Annotated in this window: 25 protein-coding genes; 10 read left to right on the plus strand and 15 right to left on the minus strand. The window is 37.6% G+C overall.

Annotated features, from left to right (window positions below; all coding sequences use genetic code 11):
- Positions 1-3: 3 nt before the first annotated feature.
- The 3 genes from AW17_RS02120 to AW17_RS02130 are packed head-to-tail and all read right to left on the minus strand — an operon-like array spanning position 4 to position 2045.
- Complete coding sequence (locus AW17_RS02120; protein ID WP_029274442.1) at positions 4-378, minus strand: GntR family transcriptional regulator; 375 nt, start codon at positions 376-378, stop codon at positions 4-6.
- Between the two features lie 17 nt (positions 379-395).
- Positions 396-1214: a hypothetical protein gene (locus tag AW17_RS02125; RefSeq protein ID WP_029274443.1), complete on the minus strand. Its 819-nt coding sequence runs from the start codon at positions 1212-1214 to the stop codon at positions 396-398.
- 3 nt (positions 1215-1217) lie between these two features.
- Complete coding sequence (locus AW17_RS02130) at positions 1218-2045, minus strand: ABC transporter ATP-binding protein (RefSeq protein WP_029274444.1); 828 nt, start codon at positions 2043-2045, stop codon at positions 1218-1220.
- Positions 2046-2268: 223 nt separating this feature from the next.
- On the opposite strand from AW17_RS02130, the gene AW17_RS02135 reads away from it, so the two are divergent.
- Positions 2269-3348, plus strand: a complete 1080-nt coding sequence (locus tag AW17_RS02135) for an NADH:flavin oxidoreductase/NADH oxidase (RefSeq protein WP_029274445.1) — start codon at positions 2269-2271, stop codon at positions 3346-3348.
- 290 nt (positions 3349-3638) lie between these two features.
- Here the strand turns inward: AW17_RS02135 and AW17_RS02140 are convergent, their stop codons facing one another.
- Positions 3639-5951, minus strand: a complete 2313-nt coding sequence (locus AW17_RS02140) for a TonB-dependent receptor (RefSeq protein ID WP_029274446.1) — start codon at positions 5949-5951, stop codon at positions 3639-3641.
- A gap of 633 nt (positions 5952-6584) precedes the next feature.
- Between AW17_RS02140 and AW17_RS02150 the strand changes: the two genes are divergently transcribed.
- The 6 genes from AW17_RS02150 (at position 6585) to AW17_RS02170 (ending at position 10267) form a co-directional block, all read left to right on the plus strand.
- On the plus strand, positions 6585-7157 hold the full coding sequence (locus AW17_RS02150; RefSeq protein ID WP_029274448.1) for a TlpA family protein disulfide reductase: 573 nt from the start codon (positions 6585-6587) through the stop codon (positions 7155-7157).
- A 104-nt stretch (positions 7158-7261) separates the two neighbouring features.
- Entirely contained in the window at positions 7262-7765 is a 504-nt protein-coding gene (locus AW17_RS02155; protein WP_029274449.1) for a GNAT family N-acetyltransferase, read from the plus strand.
- A complete protein-coding gene (locus AW17_RS02160) occupies positions 7765-8247 on the plus strand; it encodes a MarR family winged helix-turn-helix transcriptional regulator (protein ID WP_029274450.1) in 483 nt (160 codons plus the stop codon). The genes AW17_RS02155 and AW17_RS02160 overlap by 1 nt, the downstream gene beginning before the upstream one ends.
- 95 nt (positions 8248-8342) lie before the next feature.
- Positions 8343-9401 (plus strand): nucleoid-associated protein, encoded by a 1059-nt coding sequence (locus AW17_RS02165; protein ID WP_029274451.1) that lies wholly within the window; start codon positions 8343-8345, stop codon positions 9399-9401.
- A gap of 106 nt (positions 9402-9507) precedes the next feature.
- Positions 9508-9681, plus strand: coding sequence for a hypothetical protein (locus AW17_RS24005; protein WP_157280182.1), 174 nt, complete (start codon positions 9508-9510; stop codon positions 9679-9681).
- 22 nt (positions 9682-9703) lie between these two features.
- The gene (locus AW17_RS02170) at positions 9704-10267 is read left to right on the plus strand and encodes a transposase (protein ID WP_209444183.1); all 564 of its coding nucleotides are present in this window, start codon (positions 9704-9706) and stop codon (positions 10265-10267) included.
- A 101-nt stretch (positions 10268-10368) separates the two neighbouring features.
- Here the strand turns inward: AW17_RS02170 and AW17_RS02175 are convergent, their stop codons facing one another.
- The 6 genes from AW17_RS02175 to AW17_RS02200 all read right to left on the minus strand — a co-directional run bounded on the left by AW17_RS02175 (position 10369) and on the right by AW17_RS02200 (position 16513).
- Positions 10369-11715 carry a DUF58 domain-containing protein gene (locus AW17_RS02175; protein WP_029274453.1) on the minus strand — a complete coding sequence of 449 codons (1347 nt, stop codon included), beginning with the start codon at positions 11713-11715 and terminating at the stop codon, positions 10369-10371.
- A gap of 83 nt (positions 11716-11798) precedes the next feature.
- Positions 11799-12776: an AAA family ATPase gene (locus AW17_RS02180; RefSeq protein ID WP_029274454.1), complete on the minus strand. Its 978-nt coding sequence runs from the start codon at positions 12774-12776 to the stop codon at positions 11799-11801.
- A complete protein-coding gene (locus AW17_RS02185) occupies positions 12757-13947 on the minus strand; it encodes a DUF4350 domain-containing protein (protein WP_029274455.1) in 1191 nt (396 codons plus the stop codon). The genes AW17_RS02180 and AW17_RS02185 overlap by 20 nt, the downstream gene beginning before the upstream one ends.
- Positions 13944-14672, minus strand: a complete 729-nt coding sequence (locus tag AW17_RS02190; protein ID WP_051691585.1) for a DUF4129 domain-containing protein — start codon at positions 14670-14672, stop codon at positions 13944-13946. Before AW17_RS02190 ends, AW17_RS02185 begins: the two co-directional genes overlap by 4 nt.
- A gap of 1 nt (position 14673) precedes the next feature.
- A complete protein-coding gene (locus tag AW17_RS02195; protein ID WP_029274458.1) occupies positions 14674-15558 on the minus strand; it encodes a hypothetical protein in 885 nt (294 codons plus the stop codon).
- Between the two features lies 1 nt (position 15559).
- Positions 15560-16513, minus strand: a complete 954-nt coding sequence (locus AW17_RS02200) for a stage II sporulation protein M (protein ID WP_029274459.1) — start codon at positions 16511-16513, stop codon at positions 15560-15562.
- A 188-nt stretch (positions 16514-16701) separates the two neighbouring features.
- Between AW17_RS02200 and AW17_RS02205 the strand changes: the two genes are divergently transcribed.
- The gene (locus tag AW17_RS02205) at positions 16702-17442 is read left to right on the plus strand and encodes an RDD family protein (RefSeq protein ID WP_029274460.1); all 741 of its coding nucleotides are present in this window, start codon (positions 16702-16704) and stop codon (positions 17440-17442) included.
- On the opposite strand, the gene AW17_RS02210 is transcribed toward AW17_RS02205, so the two are convergent.
- The 5 genes from AW17_RS02210 to AW17_RS02230 all read right to left on the minus strand — a co-directional run bounded on the left by AW17_RS02210 (position 17443) and on the right by AW17_RS02230 (position 20422).
- The gene (locus tag AW17_RS02210) at positions 17443-17838 is read right to left on the minus strand and encodes a DUF2752 domain-containing protein (RefSeq protein ID WP_029274461.1); all 396 of its coding nucleotides are present in this window, start codon (positions 17836-17838) and stop codon (positions 17443-17445) included.
- Complete coding sequence (locus AW17_RS02215; RefSeq protein ID WP_083488603.1) at positions 17839-18180, minus strand: CD225/dispanin family protein; 342 nt, start codon at positions 18178-18180, stop codon at positions 17839-17841.
- Between the two features lie 84 nt (positions 18181-18264).
- On the minus strand, positions 18265-18990 hold the full coding sequence (locus tag AW17_RS02220; protein ID WP_083488604.1) for an SGNH/GDSL hydrolase family protein: 726 nt from the start codon (positions 18988-18990) through the stop codon (positions 18265-18267).
- A gap of 44 nt (positions 18991-19034) precedes the next feature.
- A complete protein-coding gene (gene lipB / locus AW17_RS02225) occupies positions 19035-19763 on the minus strand; it encodes a lipoyl(octanoyl) transferase LipB (protein ID WP_051691594.1) in 729 nt (242 codons plus the stop codon).
- Positions 19764-19774: 11 nt separating this feature from the next.
- Positions 19775-20422 carry a 4'-phosphopantetheinyl transferase family protein gene (locus AW17_RS02230; RefSeq protein ID WP_029274465.1) on the minus strand — a complete coding sequence of 216 codons (648 nt, stop codon included), beginning with the start codon at positions 20420-20422 and terminating at the stop codon, positions 19775-19777.
- Positions 20423-20493: 71 nt separating this feature from the next.
- Here AW17_RS02230 and dcd point away from each other — a divergent pair, with 71 nt between their 5' ends.
- Positions 20494-21030: a dCTP deaminase gene (dcd, locus tag AW17_RS02235; protein ID WP_029274466.1), complete on the plus strand. Its 537-nt coding sequence runs from the start codon at positions 20494-20496 to the stop codon at positions 21028-21030.
- Positions 21031-21820: 790 nt separating this feature from the next.
- Positions 21821-24511, plus strand: a complete 2691-nt coding sequence (locus AW17_RS02245; protein WP_029274468.1) for a carboxypeptidase-like regulatory domain-containing protein — start codon at positions 21821-21823, stop codon at positions 24509-24511.
- Positions 24512-24579 lie beyond the last annotated feature (68 nt).

Consider the following 24579-nt stretch of genomic DNA (forward strand, 5'->3'; position numbering starts at 1 on the left):
TTTTTAAGCGTTAAAATTTTCTTTTACAAATGTTTCGTATTTGCTTTTCAGTTCATCAAAACCAATATTTAATAAATAGATGTTCCTGAATACTACGGGAAGCTCATCTATAATGAACTGCTGTTTTCTGTAGTTTCTTACATTATCCATTGCCGCTTCATCTACAAAAAAACCAATTCCTCTTTTATTGTTAATGATGTTCTTGTTTTGTAGCAGCTCGTAGGTGCGCATTACCGTATTAGGGTTTACTTCCATTTCTACAGCCAGTTCCCGCACCGAAGGAACTTTCTCATCGGCTTTCCATTTTCCGAGCAAGATATGTTCGCAAACATATTCTGCTATTTGAAGGTATATTGCCTTGTTATCTCTAAATTCCATATCTATACCTTTTAAAATTAAACCTCTTTTTCTTTAAGACGGATGTAAGTAATCGTCCAGATAATTAAAGTGATGATGCTCGTTACCAATAAAATTGTTAGCAAAACCCAGTCTTTGTCCTCTTTTCTAAAATGATGATGATTAGCAACTTTACCCTCCATTAACCATATCGAAAGTTTAACTACCAGGTAAGATGCCAGGCCAATAAAAACCATTACAGATAGTGCTGTTTTAATATAGTGAAAGCGGTTAAAGTAGACAGATCCTAAAAGGAACACGCTGGTAATAAGAAAGGGGAAAGCAAAAAAGTAGCTGCAATATTTTCTATAGCCTTCATCATTAAATACCTGATAAGTAATCGTTTCAACTTCTCTAATAGCCCCGTTTTTTGGCAAAAGGCCTTTAAAGGCGTCAAGGTGACCGTTCAGGTATTTTACAAAGGCCAAGTCTGTTAAATAAAAGATCAACAGGTAGCTAAACAAACTTATTATTGCAGTATAAACTACGCCTGCCAGAAATTTTTCGCATACTGAAGCGGGTGTCATCAACTCTAAAATTGCCCTCGATTTCTGTCCCAGGATATTAAAATAGCTACTGGCTACGATACTGATAAAAACAAATCCCAAAATCAGGAAAAGAGGATAGCGGAAACGCATATCGAGGTTGCCGTCGTAGTCAAAATTATTGTCTTTAAGTGGCGATGGTATATTATAGCTATAAAATCCCACTACAATTCCCAATAACACCACTAGACTGATCAGGTAAATCTTGCCAAAATCGAGCCACTGTCTTCTAAGCAATAAGCCAAATCGATTAATATTAAATGTGTTGTTCATCGCTTAACTGAATAAAGGTTTAAATTTGATTTTTTCGGCAAGTATAGCATTGAAAAGAAGTTCCATATCTAATTTGCTTTCTTCTTGATGATAGTTTGGCATAACAGCATTATAACCAGAGAGTGATGCCTCCGCGTAGATGATGCTATCATCGATTTCTTTAACTTTCTTGAAGGTTAACTTGGCTGTAATTTCTTCTACCGAAGCTTTAAGCGCAACGTCATTTTCGTCAAGCATAATCACCGTGTCGATCAAATTGTCCAAATCCCTAACCTGGTGCGTAGAGATAATGATACAACGTTCATCTGTCATAGCAGAAGCCATAATTTTTCTGAACTGTGCCTTTGATGGAATGTCTAAACCGTTAGTCGGCTCATCCATAATTACCAGTTTGGCTTGTGTAGCCAGTCCAAAGGCGATAATTACTTTTTTCTTCTGGCCATAGCTCATGTTGATGAGTTTCTGTTCAACCGGAATATCAAATTCCTTAATCAGATCGGTAAAATACTGGTTATCGAAATTTTTGTAAAATGGAGCATTTGCTTTTAAATAGGCATCTATTTTTACCGATGGCAAATAAAATTCTTCTGGTATAAAACAGATCTGCTCTAATAGTGCGGGCTGTCTTTTGGCAGGATTAAAGCCCATTACATCCAAGGTGCCGCTCTGTGCATACACCAAACCAGCCAGGTTTTTTAATAAGCTCGATTTACCAGCTCCATTTTTTCCAAGCAAACCGTAAATATGACCATTGCTTAAGCGCATGCTCATATTTTTAAATAATGGCTTATGCTTGCTGTAGCCAAAATTAAGATTGTTAATATTTATCATATCTACTGTATTAGTTAAATAATACACTAGTGTATGGTGTTGTTTGATAATTTCCAAATTTTTGTAGAAAAAAGTTTAACGGTAAGCGAATAGCGGTTGGCGTTTTCAGGCCCGTAACTCCGCGCTCTCCGCCACCGGAAGGTAAAATATCAGTCTAATAATTGTTGCATTAAAACATCCTTAGCTGGAGATTGTATGTTTGTGGAAAAGCAAATCACACGATATGTCTAAATTATTTTCTCCTTTTACCATAAAGGATGTAATCTTAAAAAATAGAATTGTTATTTCGCCAATGTGCCAGTATTCTGCTGTTGATGGTTTTGCAACCGATTGGCATTTGGTGCATTTAGGAAGCCGTGCCGTTGGTGGTGCAGGTTTAATTATCCAGGAAGCTTCTGCAGTAACTGCCGATGGAAGAATTACCTATGCCGATTTGGGCATCTGGAAAGATGAACATGTAGTTAAATTAAAACAGATTGTTTCGTTTATCCATGATAATGGGGCAATTGCAGGCATCCAACTGGCACATGCAGGTAGAAAAGCCAGCTGTGAAGTGCCCTGGAAAGGTGGCGAACAAATTGCCGCTGGTGAAAATAGCTGGAAACCAGTTGCGCCATCTCCAATTTCTTTTAAGCCAGGACAGGTTGAACCACATGAATTAACGATATCAGAAATTCAGGATATTGTTTTTGCTTTCCGGGCAGCTGCTAAACGTGCATTGGATGCAGGCTATAAAGTTGTAGAAATACATGCTGCACACGGTTATTTACTGCATCAGTTTTTTAGTCCGCTGAGCAATAAACGTACAGATGTTTATGGCGGAAGTTTCGAAAACCGGATCCGTTTGGTCATCGATGTCGTGGAAGCCGTACAATCGGTATGGCCGGAAAACTTGCCTTTATTTGTTCGTATCTCGGCAACAGACTGGACAGAAGGCGGCTGGAATGAGCATGATTCGCTACAACTGGTTGCAGTTTTAAAAGATCGTGGCGTCGATTTGATAGATACCTCATCAGGCGGAAATGTGCCTGATGCTTTTATCCCTGCAGGACCAAATTACCAGGTTCCTTTTGCTGATAAGATCAGAAATGAAATTGGCATTTATACAGGTGCAGTAGGCGTAATTGTAGAGGCACAGCAGGCGGAAGAAATTTTAGAACAAGGCAAAGCTGATTTGATTTTTATTGCCCGCGAATCGTTACGTGATGCTTATTTTCCTACACATGCGGCGCAAGTGCTTGGCGATGATACCGAATGGCCAAACCAGTATGTTAGGGCTAAGAGGGAAACGTTTAAAAAGTGACAGCGATAATAAACCGCCATAAATCGTCATTTCGACTGAAGCCTACCGATTTTTCATCGGTTGCGTAACGGAGAAATCTTTAATTTTTTTAATAAACATGGTTTAAAGATCTCTCCTCCGAAGGAGTTCCTTTGGAACACTCCGCGTTGCTTCGGTCGAGATGACGACCTTTCTATTGGAACCCCTCAATCATAGCGAAATGACGATTAATCTTAGATATACTTAAACAAAAAGCGGAGTGATCTTATTGATCAACCCCTCTTTTTGTCTGTAAATGGTGTTCGTGAGTTTTATTTTACCAGTGTAAAAGGAACATACAATCCGAAAGTGATATTTCTACCGGTATTGTAAACACCTAAATTAGGATTCTCCTGATCAAAACGGCCTGGTTTAAATCTACTTAAAGCATCATAATATTTCTGATCTAGCAAGTTGTTGGCCGAAACAGATAGTTTGATTGGCTGTTTGCCTAAATTAAATGTAGCACCAATACCTGCGTTTAATAGCGTATAACCGCTGGTTGGCGTTTCGAAAACATCATCTACGCGTGTTTGTTTAAATGCCGAGTTGATGCCTACAGAAAGATATGCATCATTTGTTCCTTTAAGTTTAGGCTCGAAACGCAATTCGTTTCTCAAAGTTCCCGCAGGGATAAATGAAAGTGGCCTGTTTAAAGTGTTATTCTGTGCATGAACGTATCCAAAGGTATTCTCGAAGTGGATAAACGGAACAGGATGGATGGTTAAACTGGCTTCTGCACCATAAAGGTTGGCGTTTACCTGTCCGTAACGGTAAACATCATAAAGTGTACCTTCAGCTTCTCTTTGTTCGCCATTGTTGGAAGCATAAATATAATTGTGGATGTAGTTGTTGTAAACACTTGCACTTGCACTTACAATTTTTCCTTCGTATTCCAAAGCTGCATCTACCTGGTAACTACGCTCAGGGCTTAAGCCGGAGTTACCGATTTCATATCTAAATGTACCTTCGTGTACGCCGTTCGAGCCTAACTCTGCAGGATTCGGTGCACGGAACGCAGAACCTGCATTGGCTTTAAAGTTCCATTCTTCGTTAAATTGGTGCGTAAAACCCAATGCGCCACTTACATTGGAAAACTTATTTTTGAAAGGTGCGAAAAGCTCTTCTCCGTCATCAAACAATTGTTTTCCGTTGTTTTTTCTGAAATCATAACGTGCACCGATGCTAAATGTATTGTTCTCCCAGTTTTTCTTGGCAAAAGCAAAAACACCTAAACCAAAAGTATCATAAGCTGGAATTAAAAATTCTGTTCCTTTATTTTGGCTATGTGCATCATCTACACTTACCCCAAAAACGGGCTGCCATCCGTTGGTTTCGTGTATATAATATTTCAGGTCTGCATTGTAGGTTTTAAGATCGAAGAATAAGGCCGGGTCTGGTCCATCTAACTCACGGCGTTGGTTTTGTTGATAGCCAAAATCAGCTTTCAAATTGCCGTTACCGATAATGAAATTGTTGTTCAATGCAATTTTAAAGTGCCTGATATCCTGACGAGGGTATTCTAAAGTACGGTTTTTATAATCATCGTTTGTAAAAGCGCTACCATCTTCTTTTACAAAATTTCCATTGTCATCTAAAGCCGGCTCATAAAAGCCAATATTGTTATGAAAGTTAGAAACGTTTAAGTGGGTATAACCCCAGCTTTTATTTAAACCTACCATACCACTTAAATCGGTTTCGTTAAAGCCCGAATTAGGGAAGTAACCTGTTGGTGTTTTAAAAGAGTAAGCACTTTTATACGTTCCACGGGCTCTCCAAACAAACCCGTTTTCGTTACCATTTAACATTAACGAGTTAGCGGTAAGGCCATTATTTGTAGAGTAATTGGTAATAAATTCACCTTTAATCTGCCCTTCGGGTGCGGTACTTGGCTCTAATAGATTAATTACGCCGCCGAGTGCATCAGAACCGTACATTAACGATGCTGCGCCACGTAAAACTTCAACGCGGTCCGATTTAAACTGATCGATTTCAATACCATGCTCATCGCCCCATTGCTGGCCTTGTTGTTTTATCCCATCATCTAAAGTTACAATTCTGTTGTAACCCAAGCCTCTGATTACTGGCTTAGAAATAGATGGGCCAGTAGTAATCTGCGATACACCAGGTATTTTGGTTAACGCATCAATTAAATTCGTTGAAGGTTGTAAAAGCTGATCCTTGCCAATTACTGCAGAAGAAGCACTATTTCTTTTGCTGGTACTGCTGATCAAACTTCCGGTAATTACAATCTCCTTTGTTTCTATGGCAGTAGGTTGTAAAGAAAATTCTAATCCGGCTGCGCTTGCAAAATTTACCACCTGTGTAGTGGTTTTATAGCCAACATAATGTACCTCAATAAGATAACTTCCTTTTGAAGGAAGGTTATTCAATGTAAATTCTCCATCATTGTTGGTTACTGCCGAAACTTTTAAATCAGGAATAAAAATGGTTGCCCCTGGCAACGTTTGTTTGGTGCTGGCATCAATAACCTTACCTGTTATATTCTTTAAAGTGGCAGCAAAAACAGTGCTGCTTAATAATGTATATAGAATTACCAAGCCAATAAGCTGTAATTTTTTCATGTGTTGTAGTAAATAAAAATGATAGAAAAACCAAAGCAATAGCTAAATGAAGCTAGTTTTAGTTTTTCAAATAAATAATTTGATTAAGCGCGGATGCGCTTGAAAAGAAAAAATTATGCTAATGGGGGACCACGTAGGCAAGTACGCTTTATTTCGGTAAAGGCATTCTTTAAGGTCGCTTCGGTTCGGCTAAAAATTTTGGCTGATAAGAAGATTCTGTAAATGTGGTGCGTTTGCACATAATTTTTTTCAAAACTAGCATTACAGATTAAACAGGTATCGCCATGGGCCTGCACGTGGCTAACATGTTTACAGTTGACCTCTTTTTGCACAACTGGAAGAGGGTTGTGGTGATGAAGTACACTCCAGGGAGTTAAAGCAATAGCAAATACGATCAACATAAATGCTGATAGATATTTTTTAATGTTTTGTCTATGCTTTTTCAACAGTCCAAAAGTAGTAATTCCTAAGCAATTATATATATTTACAAAGTAACATTGTATTTATAGTGTTATGACCTGCGATTTAATCAATGGTTTAACGTAAGAAGGGTGTAAATCTTCTAATAAATTATTGAAGTACCAATTGTGAATCTATTCTCGTTATTATTTATATAAGAAAAGCAGATAGGCAATGAAATTTATCAGGAAAAATATATTCAATGCGTTATTTATCATTATCCTTTTGATAATAGTTTTTGTGCCCGATGCAAAAGCATTTTTAATTAGGGGATTAATGGAAATTGGTTTTTATTCGCCAAAAGTTGAAAGCCCAAAGGAAATCGTAACGAGCCTTAACGGAATTCAGTTTAAGGATGTAAAAGGAAATGTGATTGATCTTGGCGATTTAAAAGGAAAAGTCATTTTTCTTAATTTTTGGGCAACCTGGTGTCCTCCCTGTAGAGCTGAAATGCCATCGATTAACAAATTATACACTCAGTTTAAAGATGATAAAAATGTTGTTTTCATTTTTGCGGATGCAGATGGCGATTTTGCCAAATCGGGCAAGTTTATGTCCGACCGTAAATATGCGATGCCCGTTTATAAAGTAGAAAGTGAGATTCCTGAAAAAGTATTTGCAGGCGCTTTACCAACAACAGTTATTTTTGATAAACAGGGACGATTGTCTTTCAAGCACGAAGGCGTAGCCAATTATGCCGATAAAAAGATTGTCGACTTTCTCAATAAGTTAAAGAACACAAAATAACTTTCTCCAGTAACCAAATTCTTCCTAAAATTTGAGGTTCAAATGATATTGGCATTTGGAATATATGTAGTTAGCTACATATATTTGTCGGATAATATTTAGCAATGCAAAACGACTTTAAAATTGAACGGTTAGATAATCAATTCTGTGAAGCGATTATTGGGTTAATTCTGCCCATCCAGCAAATAGAATTTAATGTAGATATAGACCTGGCAGCACAGCCGGATTTGTTGGATATAGAAAAAAATTATGATGGCTCGGGCGGTGCTTTTTGGGGTGCCATACTAAATGGTGAATTGATTGGTACCATTGCCTTAATTGCTGTTCCTGAGCATCAATCGGGGGCAATCAGAAAAATGTTTGTTAAAAAGGAATTCCGAGGAAAAGATTTGGGTGTTGCGCAAGCTTTATTAAAAACACTTCTAGCCTACTGTGAGGATAATAACCTGAATGAGGTATATTTGGGCACAAAAGACATATTGCAGGCCGCCTGCCGTTTTTATGAACGTAACGGATTTAAATCAGTTGCAATGGAAGATTTGCCAGTTTACTTCCCTCGGATGGCTGTAGACAATGTTTTTTATAGCCTGGATTTAAAATCTGTTTAATGGAACAAAATGAAATTGATGCTTCTGGTTTATTGGCCATTTCTACCCGTTTGCAAAGGCTGAGCGATCGGATCCGTAAAGATGGTCTGTTGATTTATAAAGCATTTGGAATTGATTTTCAACCCAAATGGTTCCCTGTGCTTTATACTTTATATAAAAAATCGACGATGAACGTGGTTTCGTTGTCAGATGAAATTGGTTATGCACATCCTTCTACCATCAGTTTGTTAAAAGAATTGGAGAAGGAGAAACTAATCCGGTCTAAAAAAGATAAAGTAGATACCCGTAAACGTTTGGTTGAACTCACAGAAAAGGGTACAGCACTTCTTTCCACTATGGAACCCGTTTGGGATGTGATTATTAAAGCCACAGCAGAAATTACGAATACGGAAAATAACTTAATGAAGGCTATAAATGAGGTTGAGGCATCGTTAAAGGAAAAAAGCTTTCTGCAGCGGGCCGAGGTTTATATTAAGAAATGAGTGAAGGATAGAATGATGGAGCGGGAAAATAATTGAATTAGAGAATGATTGAATGACCGGGAAGGTTAACCAATGATTTTACTATTTTTGCCCCCATGATTTCATTTTTCGAGGCTTCACTTAAGCAACTTTCTATCCACCATGCAGGCAATAAATTGCTTGAAGAGTATTATAAATTATCTGATGCGCCTTTAAAAATTGATGATGAAGTGTTGGGAAACCTGTTGATGCAGTATTTCTTAAAACCTTTCGAAAAGGTAAATGAGGTCTACCGTTTTTACCATCCTAACGATAATCTGGAGTTGAACGAAGTATTCCATTTCGTTCATGAAATTTTCGAAAACAACGAACTTTTTCATGAAGATTCGCAACAACTGGCCAAACATTTATACGATGTAGCCAATCACCCAAAAATTAAATCTGGCGAGCTGTATGTTGCTTATTTTGAAAAGGTGCAGATAGAAGGCGAGCAATTGGATGTAGTTGGCGTTTTTAAATCCGAAACAAAAGATACTTACCTAAAAGTTTACCCTGAGCAGGATGGCTTTAATGTAAGTTACGAGCAAGAAGCCATCAGTATTAATAAATTGGATAAAGGCTGCCTGATTTTTAATGTTGATAAAGAAGAAGGTTACAAAGTTGTGGTGTTGGATCAATCGAAAAGTAGCAACGATTCTGCTGTTTACTGGAAAGATGAATTTTTGAAGCTGAAAATCAGGAACGACAGTTATAACCAAACCAATAATGTTTTAGGGGCTTACAAAAACTTCGTTACGCAGAAACTTGATGATGATTACGAAATCTGTAAAGCGGATAAAATCGATCTCTTAAACCGCTCGATGAAGTATTTCAAAGAAAAAGAAACCTTTGATATTGAGGAATTCGGTAATGAAGTAATTGGTAATGCCGAAGGCATTGAATCATTCAAAAACTATAAGAAAAATTACGAGCAAGAGTACGAAAGTCCGATTGCCGATAATTTTGAAATCGCCGAATCTGCTGTTAAAAAACAAGCCCGAGCCTATAAAAGCGTGTTAAAGCTGGATAAAAACTTCCATATTTATATCCATGGCAATAAAGATATGATCGAAAAGGGTTACGACGATGATAAATCAATGAACTTTTACAAGGTGTATTTTAGGGAAGAGGAGTAGAGGGGGGTGAGTTGGGCGTTTGGGGTTTGGAGTCGGTTCAACGTTACCATTTCCTCGGTCTGTGTCCCCACAGACCGAAACTGAATTATATTTTCTATTTTTAATAATGGAAAACAATTATATTTTCAAACAAGACCGTAACTCAAAAATGCTTTTGGATGAAGTTTATTTTTGGACGGATACGATTAAAGATTGGAAAAAGATATTTTCTATCAATAAGTATAAAATAATAGTAATTGATACCATTCCCTCGGTCTGTGTCCCCACAGACCGAAACTGAATTATATTTTCTATTTTTAATAATGGAAAACAATTATATTTTCAAACAAGACCGCAACTCAAAAATGCTTTTGGATGGTGTATATTTTTGGACAGACACGGTTAAAGATTGGAAAAAGATCTTTTCTATCGATAAGTATAAATTAATTTTAATAGATACTTTAAGGGAACTTGTAAATAGAAAAAAGATTATTGTTTATGCTTTTGTAATTATGCCAAATCACTTGCACTTAGTTTGGCAGATGATTGAGGCGAATGGAAAAGAGATGCCTCATGCAAGCTTTAATAAATTTACTTCTCATCAGATTTTTCAGGATTTGAAGGATCATCATCCAAATATATTGCCGTATTTTGAAGTATCAGATGCAGAAAGAAACTTTCGTTTGTGGCGAAGAGATCCTTTAGCTATTCTTATGGATACTCCGGATAAGCTTGAACAGAAAATAGACTATATCCATCTCAATCCATTACAGGAAAGATGGCAGTTGTGCGAGAGACCGGAAGATTACGAATGGTCATCAGCAAAATTTTATGAAACTGGAATAGATAATTTTGGCTTTTTAACTGATTATAGGGATCTTCTGTAGCTTTATTCTATTTCGGTCTGTGAGGACACAGACCGAGGATTAGCGTGAGCTTGATCATCGGTTGTGAAGTCGATTTTGGACTCGGGACTGAAGACTCATGACTAAATTCGCTGTTGCGCTTTTAATGCCAAATATTGGTTAATTACATTAACAGTAAGTTTTTGGGGAGGGGTAAGGATGGCTAAAATGCCATGTTTGTTAAGCTCCTTAACCATTAGTTTTTTCTCGTAGATAAATTTCTCGGCAATGGTTTTATGGTAGATGCCTTCTACATCTTTTGCAGGTGCTGTACTTAATTCTTTTAGTTCAGTATTTTCGAAAAATACAACCACCAGCAAGTGGTACTTGGCAATTCTTTTTAAATAAGGTAACTGCCTTTGCAGTGCCGATAAACTTTCGAAATTGGTAAAGAAAACCAAAAGGCCCCTTTGTTTTACTACTGATCGTACCGCGGAATAAAGTGCCTCGAGATTACTTTCAAGGTATCTCGTTTTTTCTTTGTAAAGCACATTCATGATAGTGCCAAGCTGAGAAGCTTTACGATCTGCTGGTACAACAGCGCCGATATTTTCAGATATCGTAATTAAACCTGCTTTATCTTCTTTAAGCATGGCCACTTTCGAAAGTGCAACGGCTGCATTTATAGCATAATCGAGTAGGCTTAATCCTTCAAAAGGCATGCGCATTACACGCGATTTATCAATTACACAATAAATATTTTGCGATTTCTCGTCTGTATAGGTATTCACCATTAAACCACCTTTTCTGGCCGTAGCTTTCCAGTTAATGGTACGGATATCGTCGCCACCAACATAATTTTTGATCTCGTCAAATTCGCTGCTTTGTCCAACCTTTCTGATTTTTTTGATCCCGAATTCTGTTAAATAGCGTGAAGCGGCCATCAATTCGTATTGACCAAGGTTAATAAAAGAAGGAAAAACAGGCAGGATCTTGGCGCCATCAAAATTATAACGGCGGTTAATTAAGCCCAGAGGTGAACTGACGTACGCTCTAATAAAACCAAAATCATACTCACCACGTTTTGTTGGCCGCAGGTTGTAGTGGATCGATTTTACTTCAGCAGATTTTAGGTGAAGTTTAAAATCTTTATCCCGGAGTTGAAACTGAAAAGGTACTTCATCAATCACCCTGGCATTTACCCCAAAACCATAACTGTTCCTGATTTCGATTTGTATCGGATTTTCATCTCCATTACTCAAACGTTTCGAGGTAATTCTTTTGGCATCAATCCCTTGGGCATTGCGGTATAGAATAAAAATATCGATAAAAAATAAAACAAATATGGCGCCAGTGGCAATTTCAGGAATATCGCCCAGCCAGGCAAAAAAGAACTTCAACAAAAAAAGTACAATACAGAGGCCTAAAGCCGCAAATAAGCGATCGCTTAGGAATAGATTGTTATAATATTGCTGAAAGAATTTTTTCAATGTTGTTTAATCGGTTAACTGTATAAATTGTTTAATCGGTTAATTGCAAACTGTGTACTAAAAATTGGCAACTGCAAACCGACTTATCTAGGTACTTCAATTTTTTTTACAATCTGGTTAACGATGTCGCTTGTGGTTAATCCTTCCATTTCTTTTTCAGGTGATAACAATATCCTGTGCGCTAATACAGGGCCTGCAACGGCAATAATATCTTCAGGTGTAACAAAATCACGGTTTTGAATAGCTGCGAAAGCTTTTGCACTGTGTACTATTGCTAAAGATGCCCTTGGCGAAGCGCCCAGATAAAGTGATGAATTGTTGCGGGTTTCATTTACGATTTTGGCAATAAACTCCAATAATTTTGGCTCTACAAACAAATTTCGGATGATTGCTCTAGCCTCTTGTATCTGTTTAACAGACAATACTGGTTTTACATCGTTTAATAATGTTTTATTAACTAAAGTGTGCTGAGCCATTAAAATCTCAGTTTCTTCCGCTAAAGAAGGGTATTTAACCTCTATTTTGAATAAAAACCTATCCAATTGTGCTTCAGGCAGGCGATATGTTCCTTCCTGCTCAATCGGATTTTGAGTGGCCAATACCATAAAAGGTTCGTCCATGATATAGGTATGGCCATCTATAGTTACCTGGCGCTCTTCCATCACCTCGAACAAGGCCGATTGGGTTTTTGCCGGTGCACGGTTAATTTCATCAACCAGAATAATATTGCCAAAAATAGGACCTTTTCTAAATTCGAAATCTCCTATTTTGGTATTAAAAATCGGGGTTCCTAAAACATCAGATGGCATTAAATCGGGGGTAAACTGAACCCTCGAAAATTGTGCATCAATAGATTTTGCCAGCAATTTAGCGCTCAGCGTTTTGGCTACACCGGGTACTCCTTCAATTAAGATGTGCCCGTCGGCAAGCAAACCAACAATTAAGAAATCAATAACCTGTTTTTGGCCGATAATGATATTTCCAAGTACATTTCTGATTTGATTTACAGCTTCATTTAAGACGCTTAAATCGGTACGTGGGTTAAACTGTTCTTGCTCCATTGCTTTGCGTATTTTTATAAAACTGTTCTATGCTTTCGTTTAAATTAATCAATTGGGTATCGCTTAAATCGCCCATTGTTGGCGTTTGGATAAAATGTTTGGTCAGGGTTTTGGCCAGGGCTTCATTAATGCCTGTTTTCTCTATTAGCACCTGAGCAAATTTGCTGTCGATATCGTTGGTCTTTAGATAATACCTGGTTCTTAAGTACTCCATAAAGTAATTGATCTTTTTTAAGGCTATATCGAGGTTGTTCCGCTCGTGGTAATAAACACTGCCCACCACATTAACAAAGGCCAAAGAAGAATTAGTAAGCGGATCTGCGATTGGGATAATTCTTTGCCTGCGCTTAATGTCGTACAAGACAAAAACTATCAGGCTAAATATTGCCAGATAGTATGCAAACTCCAGTTCAGGATGTTTAAAGAACACCCTGAGCATATCGGTAGCGGTGTTCTTTTGCACAGAAAAATATTCATCAAAAATGAGTTGCTTATTGCCGTGCAAATAACTCAAGGTTTTAGCGGCATATTCTGCACCATATTTATCCAGCAGATTAAAATTAGTGTAAAAACCGGGTTCTGCGATGAGGTAAAGATTGCCTTTTCCGTAAGCATAACGGATAAAATTAGGTTGGCCTTTTCCATTTACGCCAAGTATTGTCGTTTTGTTGCTATCTACCTTACTAAAATACTGGCTGCCGATGCCTCTTTCAAAACCATAGTTTGCATCAGTTTTTAACTCTGGATTAGTGAAATTTAAGGTACTTCCTTCGAGAGACATTGCGGTAGAAGTTTGCACTTTAAGTTCCTTCCTTATTTTTCCTAAATCATAAGTGGCTATAAATACATCATTGCCCGCTTGCATATATTTTATCAGCTGTTCAAGATCAGTTTTACTAATGTCTGTGTTTTGCGCAACGATTATATAAGCCGTTTTATTGAATCTTTTAGATTTTAGCGTAGTATAAACGGCTGTTTTCGACTGTTGAATACTTGCCGAGGGCAAAATATCTTTGATTCTATTGTATAAAATATATGTTCCGTATGGGATTTTGTCGTTAATAGCATATGTTGGCGCCCAGTTTGTTGGCGTAGGCTTATTATACTGCGCAATTAAATAACCCAAAATTAGAATGGAACCGATAATCAGGTATAATTTGTAGCCTTTCATTTAATCTGGTTGTTAAACTGGTTAAATGATTGCTTGATAGGGTCGAATTTCACTTCATCGATAGGGAAATCGCCATACCAGATATAATCGAACTGTAGGGTAAGCTGGCTAAAATCGTTTCTCAGCTCTGGCTTACTGATTTCCATTAAATAATTATAATTGGTTTTATCGGGCTGCCATTGGATAATTTCGGCATCGCTCAATTTTTTTAGCGCCCTCAAGTATAAAAGCCTAACGGCCAGACGGAATTTTCTTTCGGCAACTAATCTTTGTAATTCCTGTTCATAATCTATCTCATGGATGTTTTCGGTAATTACATCGTATGGAAGGATTGTTTCTTTCGATTTTTTAGTAAAGATTTTTTCTGCGCCAATAACTTTAACCACAATAAATATGATCAGCGCAACACCAAGTCCGATAAAAATATACCTGGAAAAAATGTTGGATGCTGCTCCCTGAAACAGCTCGCCGATTACATCCCAAAACCAAAGCCAAAATTTGTCCCATAACGATAATTGCTGTTGACCTATTTCGTCGTATTGAAACTCTTTTTGTTCTTTATAATTGCTTATGGCCTCTTTATCAAATTTTGAGGCCACAACCTTACTGCTGTCTGTTTTAATTATAACAGTTACAGGCTTAGGTTTAGCCGTCTGCGCCTTGTTGATTACCGGAATAAAAAACAAAAGAGAAACAAGAAGATATCGGAAGAGTGCACGCTGCATTTTAATATTCTTCTGGTCTGGTATCTATAGGTTTTTCGGTATTGCCAAAATTAGAAATCCGTTCCATTAAGCCAGTGCTTTCTTTTTGTTCAACCAAACTGAAATAGGCCAATGAAATGGTAATGATGGGGATGATGGTAAACGCCTGGCACAATGACTGCAAAACAGTTGTAATCATGGTAAGTGTTAAGGACATGTGGGGCGTTTTATGCGTAAACATCCCAATCATATTAAACAAAGTTGTAGGTAAAATGATCATGCTCATACAGGCATAAACAATAATCCATACCACGATCAGCGTACCGAAAGTAATCCAGAAATTATCTTTTATAATTTTGAAGCTTCTGCTAAAAGAGTAACCTAAAGAACCATTTTCGATTACCATAATGGGGAACATCATGGCCACATAGGGGAATAGCCAAAAGCCAGGTACAAGGCAAAACATAAAGGCTATACATAACAGGATAATCAATAAGATAGAACTGCCAAAAATCCTGAAGAAGTAATACTTAAAATATCCCCATACTTCATCGGTGGTTGGTGTTTGGTTCCCTTTCTGTACGTATATAGCGATATAAGATAGTATGGCAACACTCATACTGGCATATGTTGCCAAAGAGAATAAAATAGATAAGAAATACTCTAACCCATATGAAGCCGAAAAACCTAAACCTTTGGTATTTCTTCCATTACCGATGGTATTGATGATGTTAACCATTTTGTATTGTTGCAATAACATGGTTAGCATACTGGCCAGTACAAATAAGCCGCAAAATGTGAAATATATTTTAATGAGGGGCTTAAAATTTTGACGCATGAAGGTAAAGGTGTCGTTAATCACCTGTCCGAAATCTCTTCTTTTCTTAAATTCAATTTTCCCTAACATGTTAATTTAGTGTTGCTTGTTTATTGTAGATTTTTATGGGGTATATAAATACATACCAAATAATGAAAGCAGCAGAAGATAATAAAATGAACATACTTAACCATAACGGCATCTCAGTATGTCGGGTAACAAAACTCTCAAAAAATGCTGCAACTATAAAAACCGGTATCAGGCCAATTACAATTTTTAATCCATCTTTAGCCCCTTTTAAAACTGAAGCCATACGGGTATAGGTTTTGGGAAATAAAAGGCTATTGCCCAAAATTAAACCAGCCGCACCTGCCAAAACAATTGCCGATATTTCTAATGTTCCGTGAATCCAGATCACCAGAACCGATTGAAAGCCCAATCCCTTACTAAAAAAGAAATATTGGAACGAACCCAGCATCACGCCATTTCTGAATAATGAAACGATAGAGCCAAATGAAAATATAATACCCAGAACAAAGGTATATAGCGCAACATAAATATTATTGGCCCCAATTTGCATAAACATCATCAACTCATTACTTTGTTTGTAAATCCCAAAAGGATTACCTTTGGCAATGTTTTCGTTTGTCATGTTTACATAACCATCGCCCATAATCAATCGCACAAAAGTATCATCGTATTTTGCCGATAAAGCACCAATGGCACAAGAAACCAGGAAAAATGCCAATGCATAAAATACCTGTTTTCGGTGCTGTAAAAATATTAAGGGGAGTTCTGTTTTCCAGAAATGGACAAAGCGGTTCGATTTTTCCTTTTTGTTTTTGTAAACGGATTGATGTAATTTAGAGGCTAAGCCATTGAGATAAGCGGTTGTTTTCGAATTTGGATAAAACGTTTTTGAGTAAGCCAAATCGTTAGTGATTTCGATAAACTGATTGGCCACTTCATCAGGATTTGCCTGTTGCATGGAATCATAATGTTGCCACTTCTTCGAATTTTGTTTAACAAATAATGCTTCTCTCATTTAAAGGCTTTACCAAATCTCGGGTTAAAATAGCTAATTTTTTATGGAAATGAAACCAACATTATATTCAAATCAATTAACGAGGCTGAACAAATATACATAGATGAACAATCTAAATAAGAAAACTTTAGTTTAAAAAATAAAGATCGGCCTACAGCTATTATCCTTAAAAAAAATTATGTTTGAATATGGATAGCATCAGAATTAGCACTGCTCAAAATATTGATATTGATTACGAAATTGCTGGCCTTGGAGAACGTATAGCTGCAAGGTGTATCGATCTGGCTGGATTTCTAATTCTCGCTGTAATTACGCTAGTAGTAATGGGCGCTGCACAGATGGCGATGTCGGGAAGTGCTGCAATAGTTGTTTTCTTTATTTTCCTGGCAATTTTTGCTTTCTACGACCTGGTTTGCGAAATCACTATGGATGGCCAGACTTTGGGTAAGAAGGTGTTAAAGATAAAGGTAATTAGTATTGATGGTACACAACCAACACTTGGACAATATGTTTTTAGGTGGTTATTTAGGATGATCGATTTCGGCTTCCCGTTTGGCTGGGGTGTTGTAGCACTGGTTTCTGTAGCAGTAACCAAAAACCATCAAAGATTGGGTGATATATTAGCAAAAACGACATTGATTAAAACTAAACCGAGAACCGAATTTTCTAACGTGGCTTTCAGTTTTAATTTACCTGAAGAATATGAACCGCAGTTTAAAGAAGTTCTGCACTTAAATGATAGAGATATAGAACTAATTCATGAAGTGTTAACCGGTTATTACCAAACTGGGAATGCCGATTTAATTTATGCCATGGCGGCCAAAACCAAGGAACACATTTTTGTAACCATTCCGGCCGGGATGAATGAACTGCAGTTTCTAGAGGCGGTGCTAAAAGATTATAATCACCTTACTGCTACAATGGCCTAGCTAAGCAGCGAGATAATTGAATGGTGTGTAGGGCAAATTTCTGGCGATCCAGAATATCATTACGATAGCAAAAATTACTTTAGGTGTATTTGGGTTATACCAAAAGCGCATCACCAGGTTCTTCTTTGTTGAAAAAGAATAAATTTTGAAAGCCAGCTGGGTAATGAGTAGTGGTAAGCTGCGTACAAGGAGTAGATTATATCCTGCAGCTTTTTGGATATCGAGGTGGAGCAGGGCATGTATTGCCCTTTGTGAACCGCAACCAGGACAATCGAGGTGTAAATATTTGTGGAAAGGGCATTCCGGAAAGAAATTGTACATCTCAGGATTAAAGTTATAGTAAATTATTACAAATGCTAACCCTATAATGATTTCTAAGATGTACGTTAATTTCATCTATCTGTAATTACTCATCATGGCACCGCCAAAACCTAGCACCACAAAAAATAATATATATAAGACATAAACTCCAATTCCAATAAAGAATCCAATTTTTGTCCATTTGCCGGCGGCTTGAGATGCTGCCTGAGCCCCTGCATAGTCGCCCATGGCATATTTACTATTAACATTAGCCGCATTTACAATACCAGCTATTCCAAAAGGCAGGCAGCAGAATAATGTAACCAGAATTGATTCTACAAGCCAGTTCTTTGGTGCTGGGCCTTGATTTCCGAATGGTGTTTGTCCAAACGGCTGCTGACCGAAGGGTGCTTGTTCTTGAGGTTTTTGATCTTCCATAGTATCAACTTTTAAGTGTATTAATTTAAATAGTTAACCTAAAATAAATTTTTTAATTTAAAAACAGCATAAATAAGTCTTTAATTATTTCAACACATTGGTCACTTTTGGTAATAAAGCATTAGCCCATTCGGCGTACATTTTACCACTTGGATGCAATCCATCACTCGCCACTAACGACGGATCGGTTGCTGCATTTCGAGATGCAGGTGTAATGTTGGTATAGTTTACGCCAGCTGAAAGCGTGATTTCTTGGTTTGCAGCGTTAAAGCTATCGATATCATTAGCAATACTTTGTGTATTTCTTCCTGAGTTTTTGCCAAAGGGCGTAGCGCCCCAATCTGGAATAGAAACTACAAAAACCTTATTCTTGTTGCCTCCGGCAAAAGCGATTGCCGTTTGTAACAATTCTGTGAATTCCTTTTTGTATGTGTTTATTGGGTAACTCCTGTATTGATTGTTTACGCCAATCAAAAGCGTAACAAAACTGTAGGTGCCTGTTAAATTCTCTTTTTTTATACCCGCCTGGAGTTCGTCGGTAGTCCAGCCGGTAACCGCAATAATTTTTGGATTAGCTACACTGCTACCTTGAGCTTTTAATAAACTTTGAAGCTGATAAGGAAAAGATTCTGCCTGTTTAACCGATTCGCCAATGGTATAAGAATCGCCAAGTGCCAGATAAGTAAAATTACCTCCTCCATTTGGTGAAGTTGTTGTCCGATCGATAAGGGGTTCAATAGGCATAGGCTGTTGTTTTGTACAGCCCGAAGTTAAGAAAGAAAATAAAATGGCGCTTAATAAAATCTTCATAGTTTAATCTACGAATTAGCGTTCGGTTTAGTTTTACCAACTAATTAAATCAGTTTCATTTTAAAGAGTTCGGCAATATGATTCTTTAATTTCCCTTTTACTTCTTCCATATCAAGATGATAGCCCAGCTCTTTTGCTAAAGAAGTTACGGCTTTATCATCAATGCCGCAGGGCACAATATTTTTAAAGTAATCTAAATCTACATTTACATTAAAGGCAAAACCGTGCATGGTAACCCAACGGCTGCAACGAACACCCATGGCACATATTTTACGGGCCTTTTCGTTATCGGCATCTAACCACACCCCCGTAAAACCAGGATAACGGCCAGCTTCTATCCCATAATCTTTTAAGGTAAGGATAACGGCTTCTTCCAGGGTGCGTAAATATAAATGTATGTCGGTAAAGAAATTATCAAGATCAAGAATAGGGTAGCCCACTAGCTGCCCCGGACCATGATAAGTAATATCGCCACCCCGGTTTATTTTATAGTAGGTTGCCTGTTTATCTTTCAATCCCTGCTCATCCAATAATAGATTTTCGGGATGCCCGCTTTTACCTAAGGTGTAAACATGTGGGTGCTCGCAAAATACAAGATGGTTTGGGGTAGGCTTATTGGTATTGTTTACACGGTTTTCTGTCTTAATGGCCACCGTTTTATTTAACAGATCTTCCTGTTTGTCCCAGGCTTCCTGATAGTCTGTTAAGCCCCAGTCTGTAAAAATAGTTGGCTTTAAATCTGTTGCAATTGCTTTTTCCGCTGTCTCGTTCATCTCCATTTATGTTAAGAATTGCTGGCTACATAGCCTAACATGTAACTGTCTTTGGTTTTAAAGTAATTAACGGTCAGCTCTCGCGTACCTGTTGGCAGTTCTACCAATGCATTTAGTGAGCCTTCGCTTTTTAGCTTAAAAGGTTTAATATGGATATGCTGTTTAAATTCTAAACCCTTTTTGCCATGCCACTTATAAATAGCTTCTTTAGCGCACCACGCAACATATAAGCCATCCGTATTATCGCCAATCTGTTTCTGGGCGAGCTCTACATCGCTTAAAAACTTGTGTTTAATGCTTTTTATCTTGTGCTTAATCAGTTCGATATCGATACCTACAGCATGATCTTTGCTAATCATTACGGCAGCATAATCATAAGAATGGCTTAATGAAATATGATAATCGAAATTAACCAGATAGGGCTTGCCATGTTCATCAAACTGACAGTCGATATACTCAGTTGTATTCAGCATTGTTCTCAATAGTAATCTTGTGCTTAACCAGTGCAGTAACCGCTTGCCGCTGTTTAATGACGAAATAATGTCATGTTCATGCTGCTTAAGCTGCAGTCCGGCCAACAATTCTTCCTCCGTTTCTTCAATTTTCCAAATTGCTAAAACAGAATGCTGATCAATATTTTTATTGTAAATTATTGGCATTGATTAAATTGGAGATTACATGCAAAATTATCTTAAATAAATGATAATTTAGGCCAAAAATACGTATAAAAATGATATTATCTGATAGCAGGATATTAGAAGAAATTGAGAAGGGAACAATCATCATTGAGCCTTTTAAACGCGAATGTTTAGGAACCAACTCGTATGATGTGCACTTAGGGAAATACCTGGCTACTTATAAAAGCCGTGTGCTCGATGCGAAGGCGCACAATGAAATCGAACATTTCGAAATCCCTAAAGATGGTTATATCCTTCATCCCGGTACGCTATATCTTGGTGTTACTTTAGAATATACCGAAACACACGGGCATGTACCTTTTTTAGAAGGTAAAAGCAGTACCGGCCGCTTAGGTATCGATATCCATGCAACAGCAGGTAAAGGAGATGTTGGTTTTTGTAATACCTGGACATTAGAAATATCAGTAGCACAACCTGTGAAAATTTATGCCGGAATGCCTATTGGCCAATTGATTTATTTTGTTGTTGAAGGTAAGATCGAAACGATGTACAATTCAAAAGGTAACGCTAAGTATAACAACAAAACCACCAGGCCGGTAGAAAGCATGATGTGGAAGAATAAGTTTTAACGATTTGGTAGTCGGTTAACTATTTCAACTGCCTAATTGTCGACAGCCGATTGAAAACAGGCATCTTTCTCGTTTTTGGAAATGAAAGGCAGTGTGCTATGGCTGCTTTAGCCCCGCCATTCGCTGTGGTCCCGATAGAAGGAATCGGGAGCCGCCGCTGCTGTCGGGTTTATGATTGGCAGTCTGTTCTCCGGGGGCCAAACATTGTTCCTAAACCCGATTGTCGTGAATGCCGATTTTTCATCGGCAGAAACAAAAGCGGGGCTGGTTAGACCAAGTGATCAGAACCCCTCATTTCAGAATCAATAGTCTAAAAGAATATTTTTTGTTTTTGGAAATGAAAGCCAGTGTAACGTGGCCGCTTTAGTCCCGCCATTCGCTGTGGTCCCGATAGAAGGAATCGGGAGCCGTCGCTGTTGTCGGGTTTATTAACAAGGGACTGTTTTCTGGGCTGCTGAACATTGTTTCTAAACCCGATTGTCGTGAATGCCGATTTTTCATCGGCAGAAACAAAAGCGGGACTGTAGCTGCCAAATGCTCCGAAGCCACTCATTTCCAAATCAATAGCTTAAAAGAATATTTTTTTTTGGAAATGAAAGCTAGTGTGTTGTGGCTGCTGTATTAAGACCAGGCATACTGAATCCTTCATTTTCAAATCCATATTGATAAATTAATGGGTTTCTGTAGTTGTGAACTAAAAATTTAGATTGAAACTAAATTTCATGGTATCTTCATAAAAATATGCCTTAGGTTTTGTACCTTGACACATATTTATTTGTTACTTAACCACATGAAACTCAAAATTACTCTCGCAATCAGTTTTCTATCTCTACTTATTGTTTTTGCCGCATTTAAAATGGATGATGATCCATTTAGTCAGCTCTTGCAAAAACTCGAAGATTACACCAGTAAATATCCGCAAGAAAAAGTTCACCTTCACTTAGATAAGCCTTATTATGCCATTGGCGATGATATTTGGTTCAAAGCCTATGTTGTAAATACCAAGACTTCGGCCCCTTCGGGCATTAGTAAGATCCTGTATGTGGAGCTGATAAATGAAAAAGATTCGTTAAAAAAACTGGTTAAGTTACCTATTATGGGAGGAATTACCTGGGGCGATTTTAAGTTAACAGATTCACTTGGTGAGGGCAATTATAGAATTAGGGCCTATACCAATTACATGAGGAATTTTGGCACCGAATTCTTTTACGATAAGACAATTAAGATCGGAAATAGCTGGGCTAACAAAGTTTTTACAAAAACTTCTTACAGTTTTACCAAAGAGAACAATGCAGATAAAGTAACGGCAACAGTTCATTTTGAAGATAAAAATGGCGTGGCTTACAGTGAAAATGAAGTAAGTTATGAAGTTCAGTTAGATTACCGTACCGTTACAAAGGGTAAAGTTAAAACAAGTTTAACAGGTGATGCGGTAATTAGCTTCACAAACAATCAATCTTTCCAAAATAAATCGGGGAAAATTATTGCGACCATCGCGCTGGATAATAAACAAAAAGTAATCAAATCTATCCCGATCACTTCCACGTCTAACAATGTTGATGTACAATTTATGCCAGAGGGGGGGACGCTTGTTGAAGAATTGCCCCAAAAAGTTGCCATTAAAGCTGTTAATGCCGATGGCCGCGGTGAAGATGTAGAAGGAAGTATAGTAGATGAAGGGGGAAATGAAGTAACCAGTTTTGCCACCAATTATTTAGGTATGGGTAACTTTGTGTTTAATAATCAGGCAGGTAAGTCATATTCGGCAAAGGTTAAATTTAAGGATGGATCAGAAAAAACGTTGAAATTACCTGTGGCCGTTAAAAGTGGTTATGCACTTTCTGTAAATGCTTTAGATACAGGTAAAGTGGTGGTTAAAATTATGGCCAGTGCCGATCTTGTGAATGGCGATGAACTAAAAGTTGTGGCGCAGCATGGTGGCAATGTATATTATGGCTCGAAAGCTAAAATGGATAAACAGGTATTAGTGGCCAATATTCCAAAAAAGAACCTGCCAACTGGTATTGTGCAGTTTACTTTATTTTCAAGCAGCAATCAACCTTTGGCAGAGCGGTTGGTTTTTATTAATAACAAGGCCGAACTAATTGACGTATCGATTAATTCATCAGGAGTTTCTGGTTCAAAAAGAGGAAAAGCAGCCTTTACTTTCGATGCTGCTAATGATAGCAAACCCGTTTTAGGTAGTTTTTCGGTTGCTGTAACCAACACGGTAAAAGTAACACCTGATGAAAATAATGAGTCTAATATCCTCACCTCGTTGTTGCTTACCTCTGATTTGAGTGGCTATGTGGAGAAACCCAACCATTATTTTTTAAAGGATGACCTTCAAACACAAAAGGAACTCGATAACTTAATGCTTACCCAGGGCTGGAGAAGATTTCTTTGGAAAAATATTATCAATGGTGTTGGTCCGAATATTACCTATAAACCCGAGCAGTCTATTACCATTAGTGGTACGGTAATGAAAGGCAATAAGCCTGTACCTGGTGGTAAGGTGATGCTAATGGCTACAAAAGGAACGGTGTACATTTTGGATACGGTAACTAATGCCGAAGGAAAATTTGTTTTCGATAATTTAAGTTTTGGCGATAGTACAAAATTTGTTGTTCAGGCCAGAACTAAAACAGAAAGGAAGTTTGTGGATATTAATCTTGACATCGTTCCCGGGCAGATTGTAACCAAGAATAAAAATGGAGCCGATATCGATATCAATGTGAATAATACTTTGATGAAGTATATTAAAGAAAGCGATAACTATTTTAATGAGATGACCCGTTTAGGCTTGCTGGAGCGGACCATTAAACTTGAAGAAGTAACCATTACTGAAAAGAAAAACCCAGCAAAAAATTCATCCAACTTAAATGGTGCCGGAAGAGCCGATTTCGTGATGACAGCCGATCAGTTATCGACATGTATTACCTTATCGCAATGTTTACAAGGCAGACTTCCTGGTGTAATATTTAGAGGTAATGTGCCATATTTAATGCGCAGCCAAAATACTCCTATTCAACTCATTGTGGATGGAATGCCTATGGAAGCCGATTTTCTGGATAATGTTAACCCTAACGATGTAGAATCTATTGAGCTTTTAAAAAGTATCGGTAATACAGCCATTTATGGTTCGCAAGGTGGCGGAGGTGTAATTATCGTTACAACTAAACGTGGCGATGGAGGAAGAAGTACTACCCGTTATGCTCCAGGTATTGTAACCTTTAATCCAAAAGGATTTACGATTTCAAGAGAGTTTTATTCGCCAAAATATGATGCAACAAGCTCAAGCAGCAGGACCGATTTCAGAACAACTATTTATTGGAACCCACAGGTTGTTACAGATAAAGACGGAAAAGCACAATTCGAATTTTATAATGCAGATGAGCCTGGAACCTACCGTGTAGTAATAGAAGGAATAGACGCTATAGGGCATTTGGCAAGAAAAGTTTACACTTATGATGTTAAATAGAGAAAAATAGATAAATTTGAATTAGTATGCGTGCATAGTTTATGCTGCGGTATATTTGTCTTGATACT

This window comes from Pedobacter borealis DSM 19626 (assembly GCF_000708285.2).
Classification (GTDB): Bacteria; Bacteroidota; Bacteroidia; order Sphingobacteriales; family Sphingobacteriaceae; genus Pedobacter; species Pedobacter borealis.

Bases quoted from the DNA above. Each gene is read 5' to 3' on its own strand.
- AW17_RS02120 (WP_029274442.1), bottom strand. From the start codon at position 378: ATGGAATTTAGAGATAACAAGGCAATATACCTTCAAATAGCAGAATAT.
- AW17_RS02125 (WP_029274443.1), bottom strand. From the start codon at position 1,214: ATGAACAACACATTTAATATTAATCGATTTGGCTTATTGCTTAGAAGA.
- AW17_RS02130 (WP_029274444.1), bottom strand. From the start codon at position 2,045: ATGATAAATATTAACAATCTTAATTTTGGCTACAGCAAGCATAAGCCA.
- AW17_RS02135 (WP_029274445.1), top strand. From the start codon at position 2,269: ATGTCTAAATTATTTTCTCCTTTTACCATAAAGGATGTAATCTTAAAA.
- AW17_RS02140 (WP_029274446.1), bottom strand. From the start codon at position 5,951: ATGAAAAAATTACAGCTTATTGGCTTGGTAATTCTATATACATTATTA.
- AW17_RS02150 (WP_029274448.1), top strand. From the start codon at position 6,585: ATGAAATTTATCAGGAAAAATATATTCAATGCGTTATTTATCATTATC.
- AW17_RS02155 (WP_029274449.1), top strand. From the start codon at position 7,262: ATGCAAAACGACTTTAAAATTGAACGGTTAGATAATCAATTCTGTGAA.
- AW17_RS02160 (WP_029274450.1), top strand. From the start codon at position 7,765: ATGGAACAAAATGAAATTGATGCTTCTGGTTTATTGGCCATTTCTACC.
- AW17_RS02165 (WP_029274451.1), top strand. From the start codon at position 8,343: ATGATTTCATTTTTCGAGGCTTCACTTAAGCAACTTTCTATCCACCAT.
- AW17_RS24005 (WP_157280182.1), top strand. From the start codon at position 9,508: ATGGAAAACAATTATATTTTCAAACAAGACCGTAACTCAAAAATGCTT.
- AW17_RS02170 (WP_209444183.1), top strand. From the start codon at position 9,704: ATGGAAAACAATTATATTTTCAAACAAGACCGCAACTCAAAAATGCTT.
- AW17_RS02180 (WP_029274454.1), bottom strand. From the start codon at position 12,776: ATGGAGCAAGAACAGTTTAACCCACGTACCGATTTAAGCGTCTTAAAT.
- AW17_RS02185 (WP_029274455.1), bottom strand. From the start codon at position 13,947: ATGAAAGGCTACAAATTATACCTGATTATCGGTTCCATTCTAATTTTG.
- AW17_RS02190 (WP_051691585.1), bottom strand. From the start codon at position 14,672: ATGCAGCGTGCACTCTTCCGATATCTTCTTGTTTCTCTTTTGTTTTTT.
- AW17_RS02195 (WP_029274458.1), bottom strand. From the start codon at position 15,558: ATGTTAGGGAAAATTGAATTTAAGAAAAGAAGAGATTTCGGACAGGTG.
- AW17_RS02200 (WP_029274459.1), bottom strand. From the start codon at position 16,513: ATGAGAGAAGCATTATTTGTTAAACAAAATTCGAAGAAGTGGCAACAT.
- AW17_RS02205 (WP_029274460.1), top strand. From the start codon at position 16,702: ATGGATAGCATCAGAATTAGCACTGCTCAAAATATTGATATTGATTAC.
- AW17_RS02210 (WP_029274461.1), bottom strand. From the start codon at position 17,838: ATGAAATTAACGTACATCTTAGAAATCATTATAGGGTTAGCATTTGTA.
- AW17_RS02215 (WP_083488603.1), bottom strand. From the start codon at position 18,180: ATGGAAGATCAAAAACCTCAAGAACAAGCACCCTTCGGTCAGCAGCCG.
- AW17_RS02220 (WP_083488604.1), bottom strand. From the start codon at position 18,990: ATGAAGATTTTATTAAGCGCCATTTTATTTTCTTTCTTAACTTCGGGC.
- lipB (WP_051691594.1), bottom strand. From the start codon at position 19,763: ATGAACGAGACAGCGGAAAAAGCAATTGCAACAGATTTAAAGCCAACT.
- AW17_RS02230 (WP_029274465.1), bottom strand. From the start codon at position 20,422: ATGCCAATAATTTACAATAAAAATATTGATCAGCATTCTGTTTTAGCA.
- dcd (WP_029274466.1), top strand. From the start codon at position 20,494: ATGATATTATCTGATAGCAGGATATTAGAAGAAATTGAGAAGGGAACA.
- AW17_RS02245 (WP_029274468.1), top strand. From the start codon at position 21,821: ATGAAACTCAAAATTACTCTCGCAATCAGTTTTCTATCTCTACTTATT.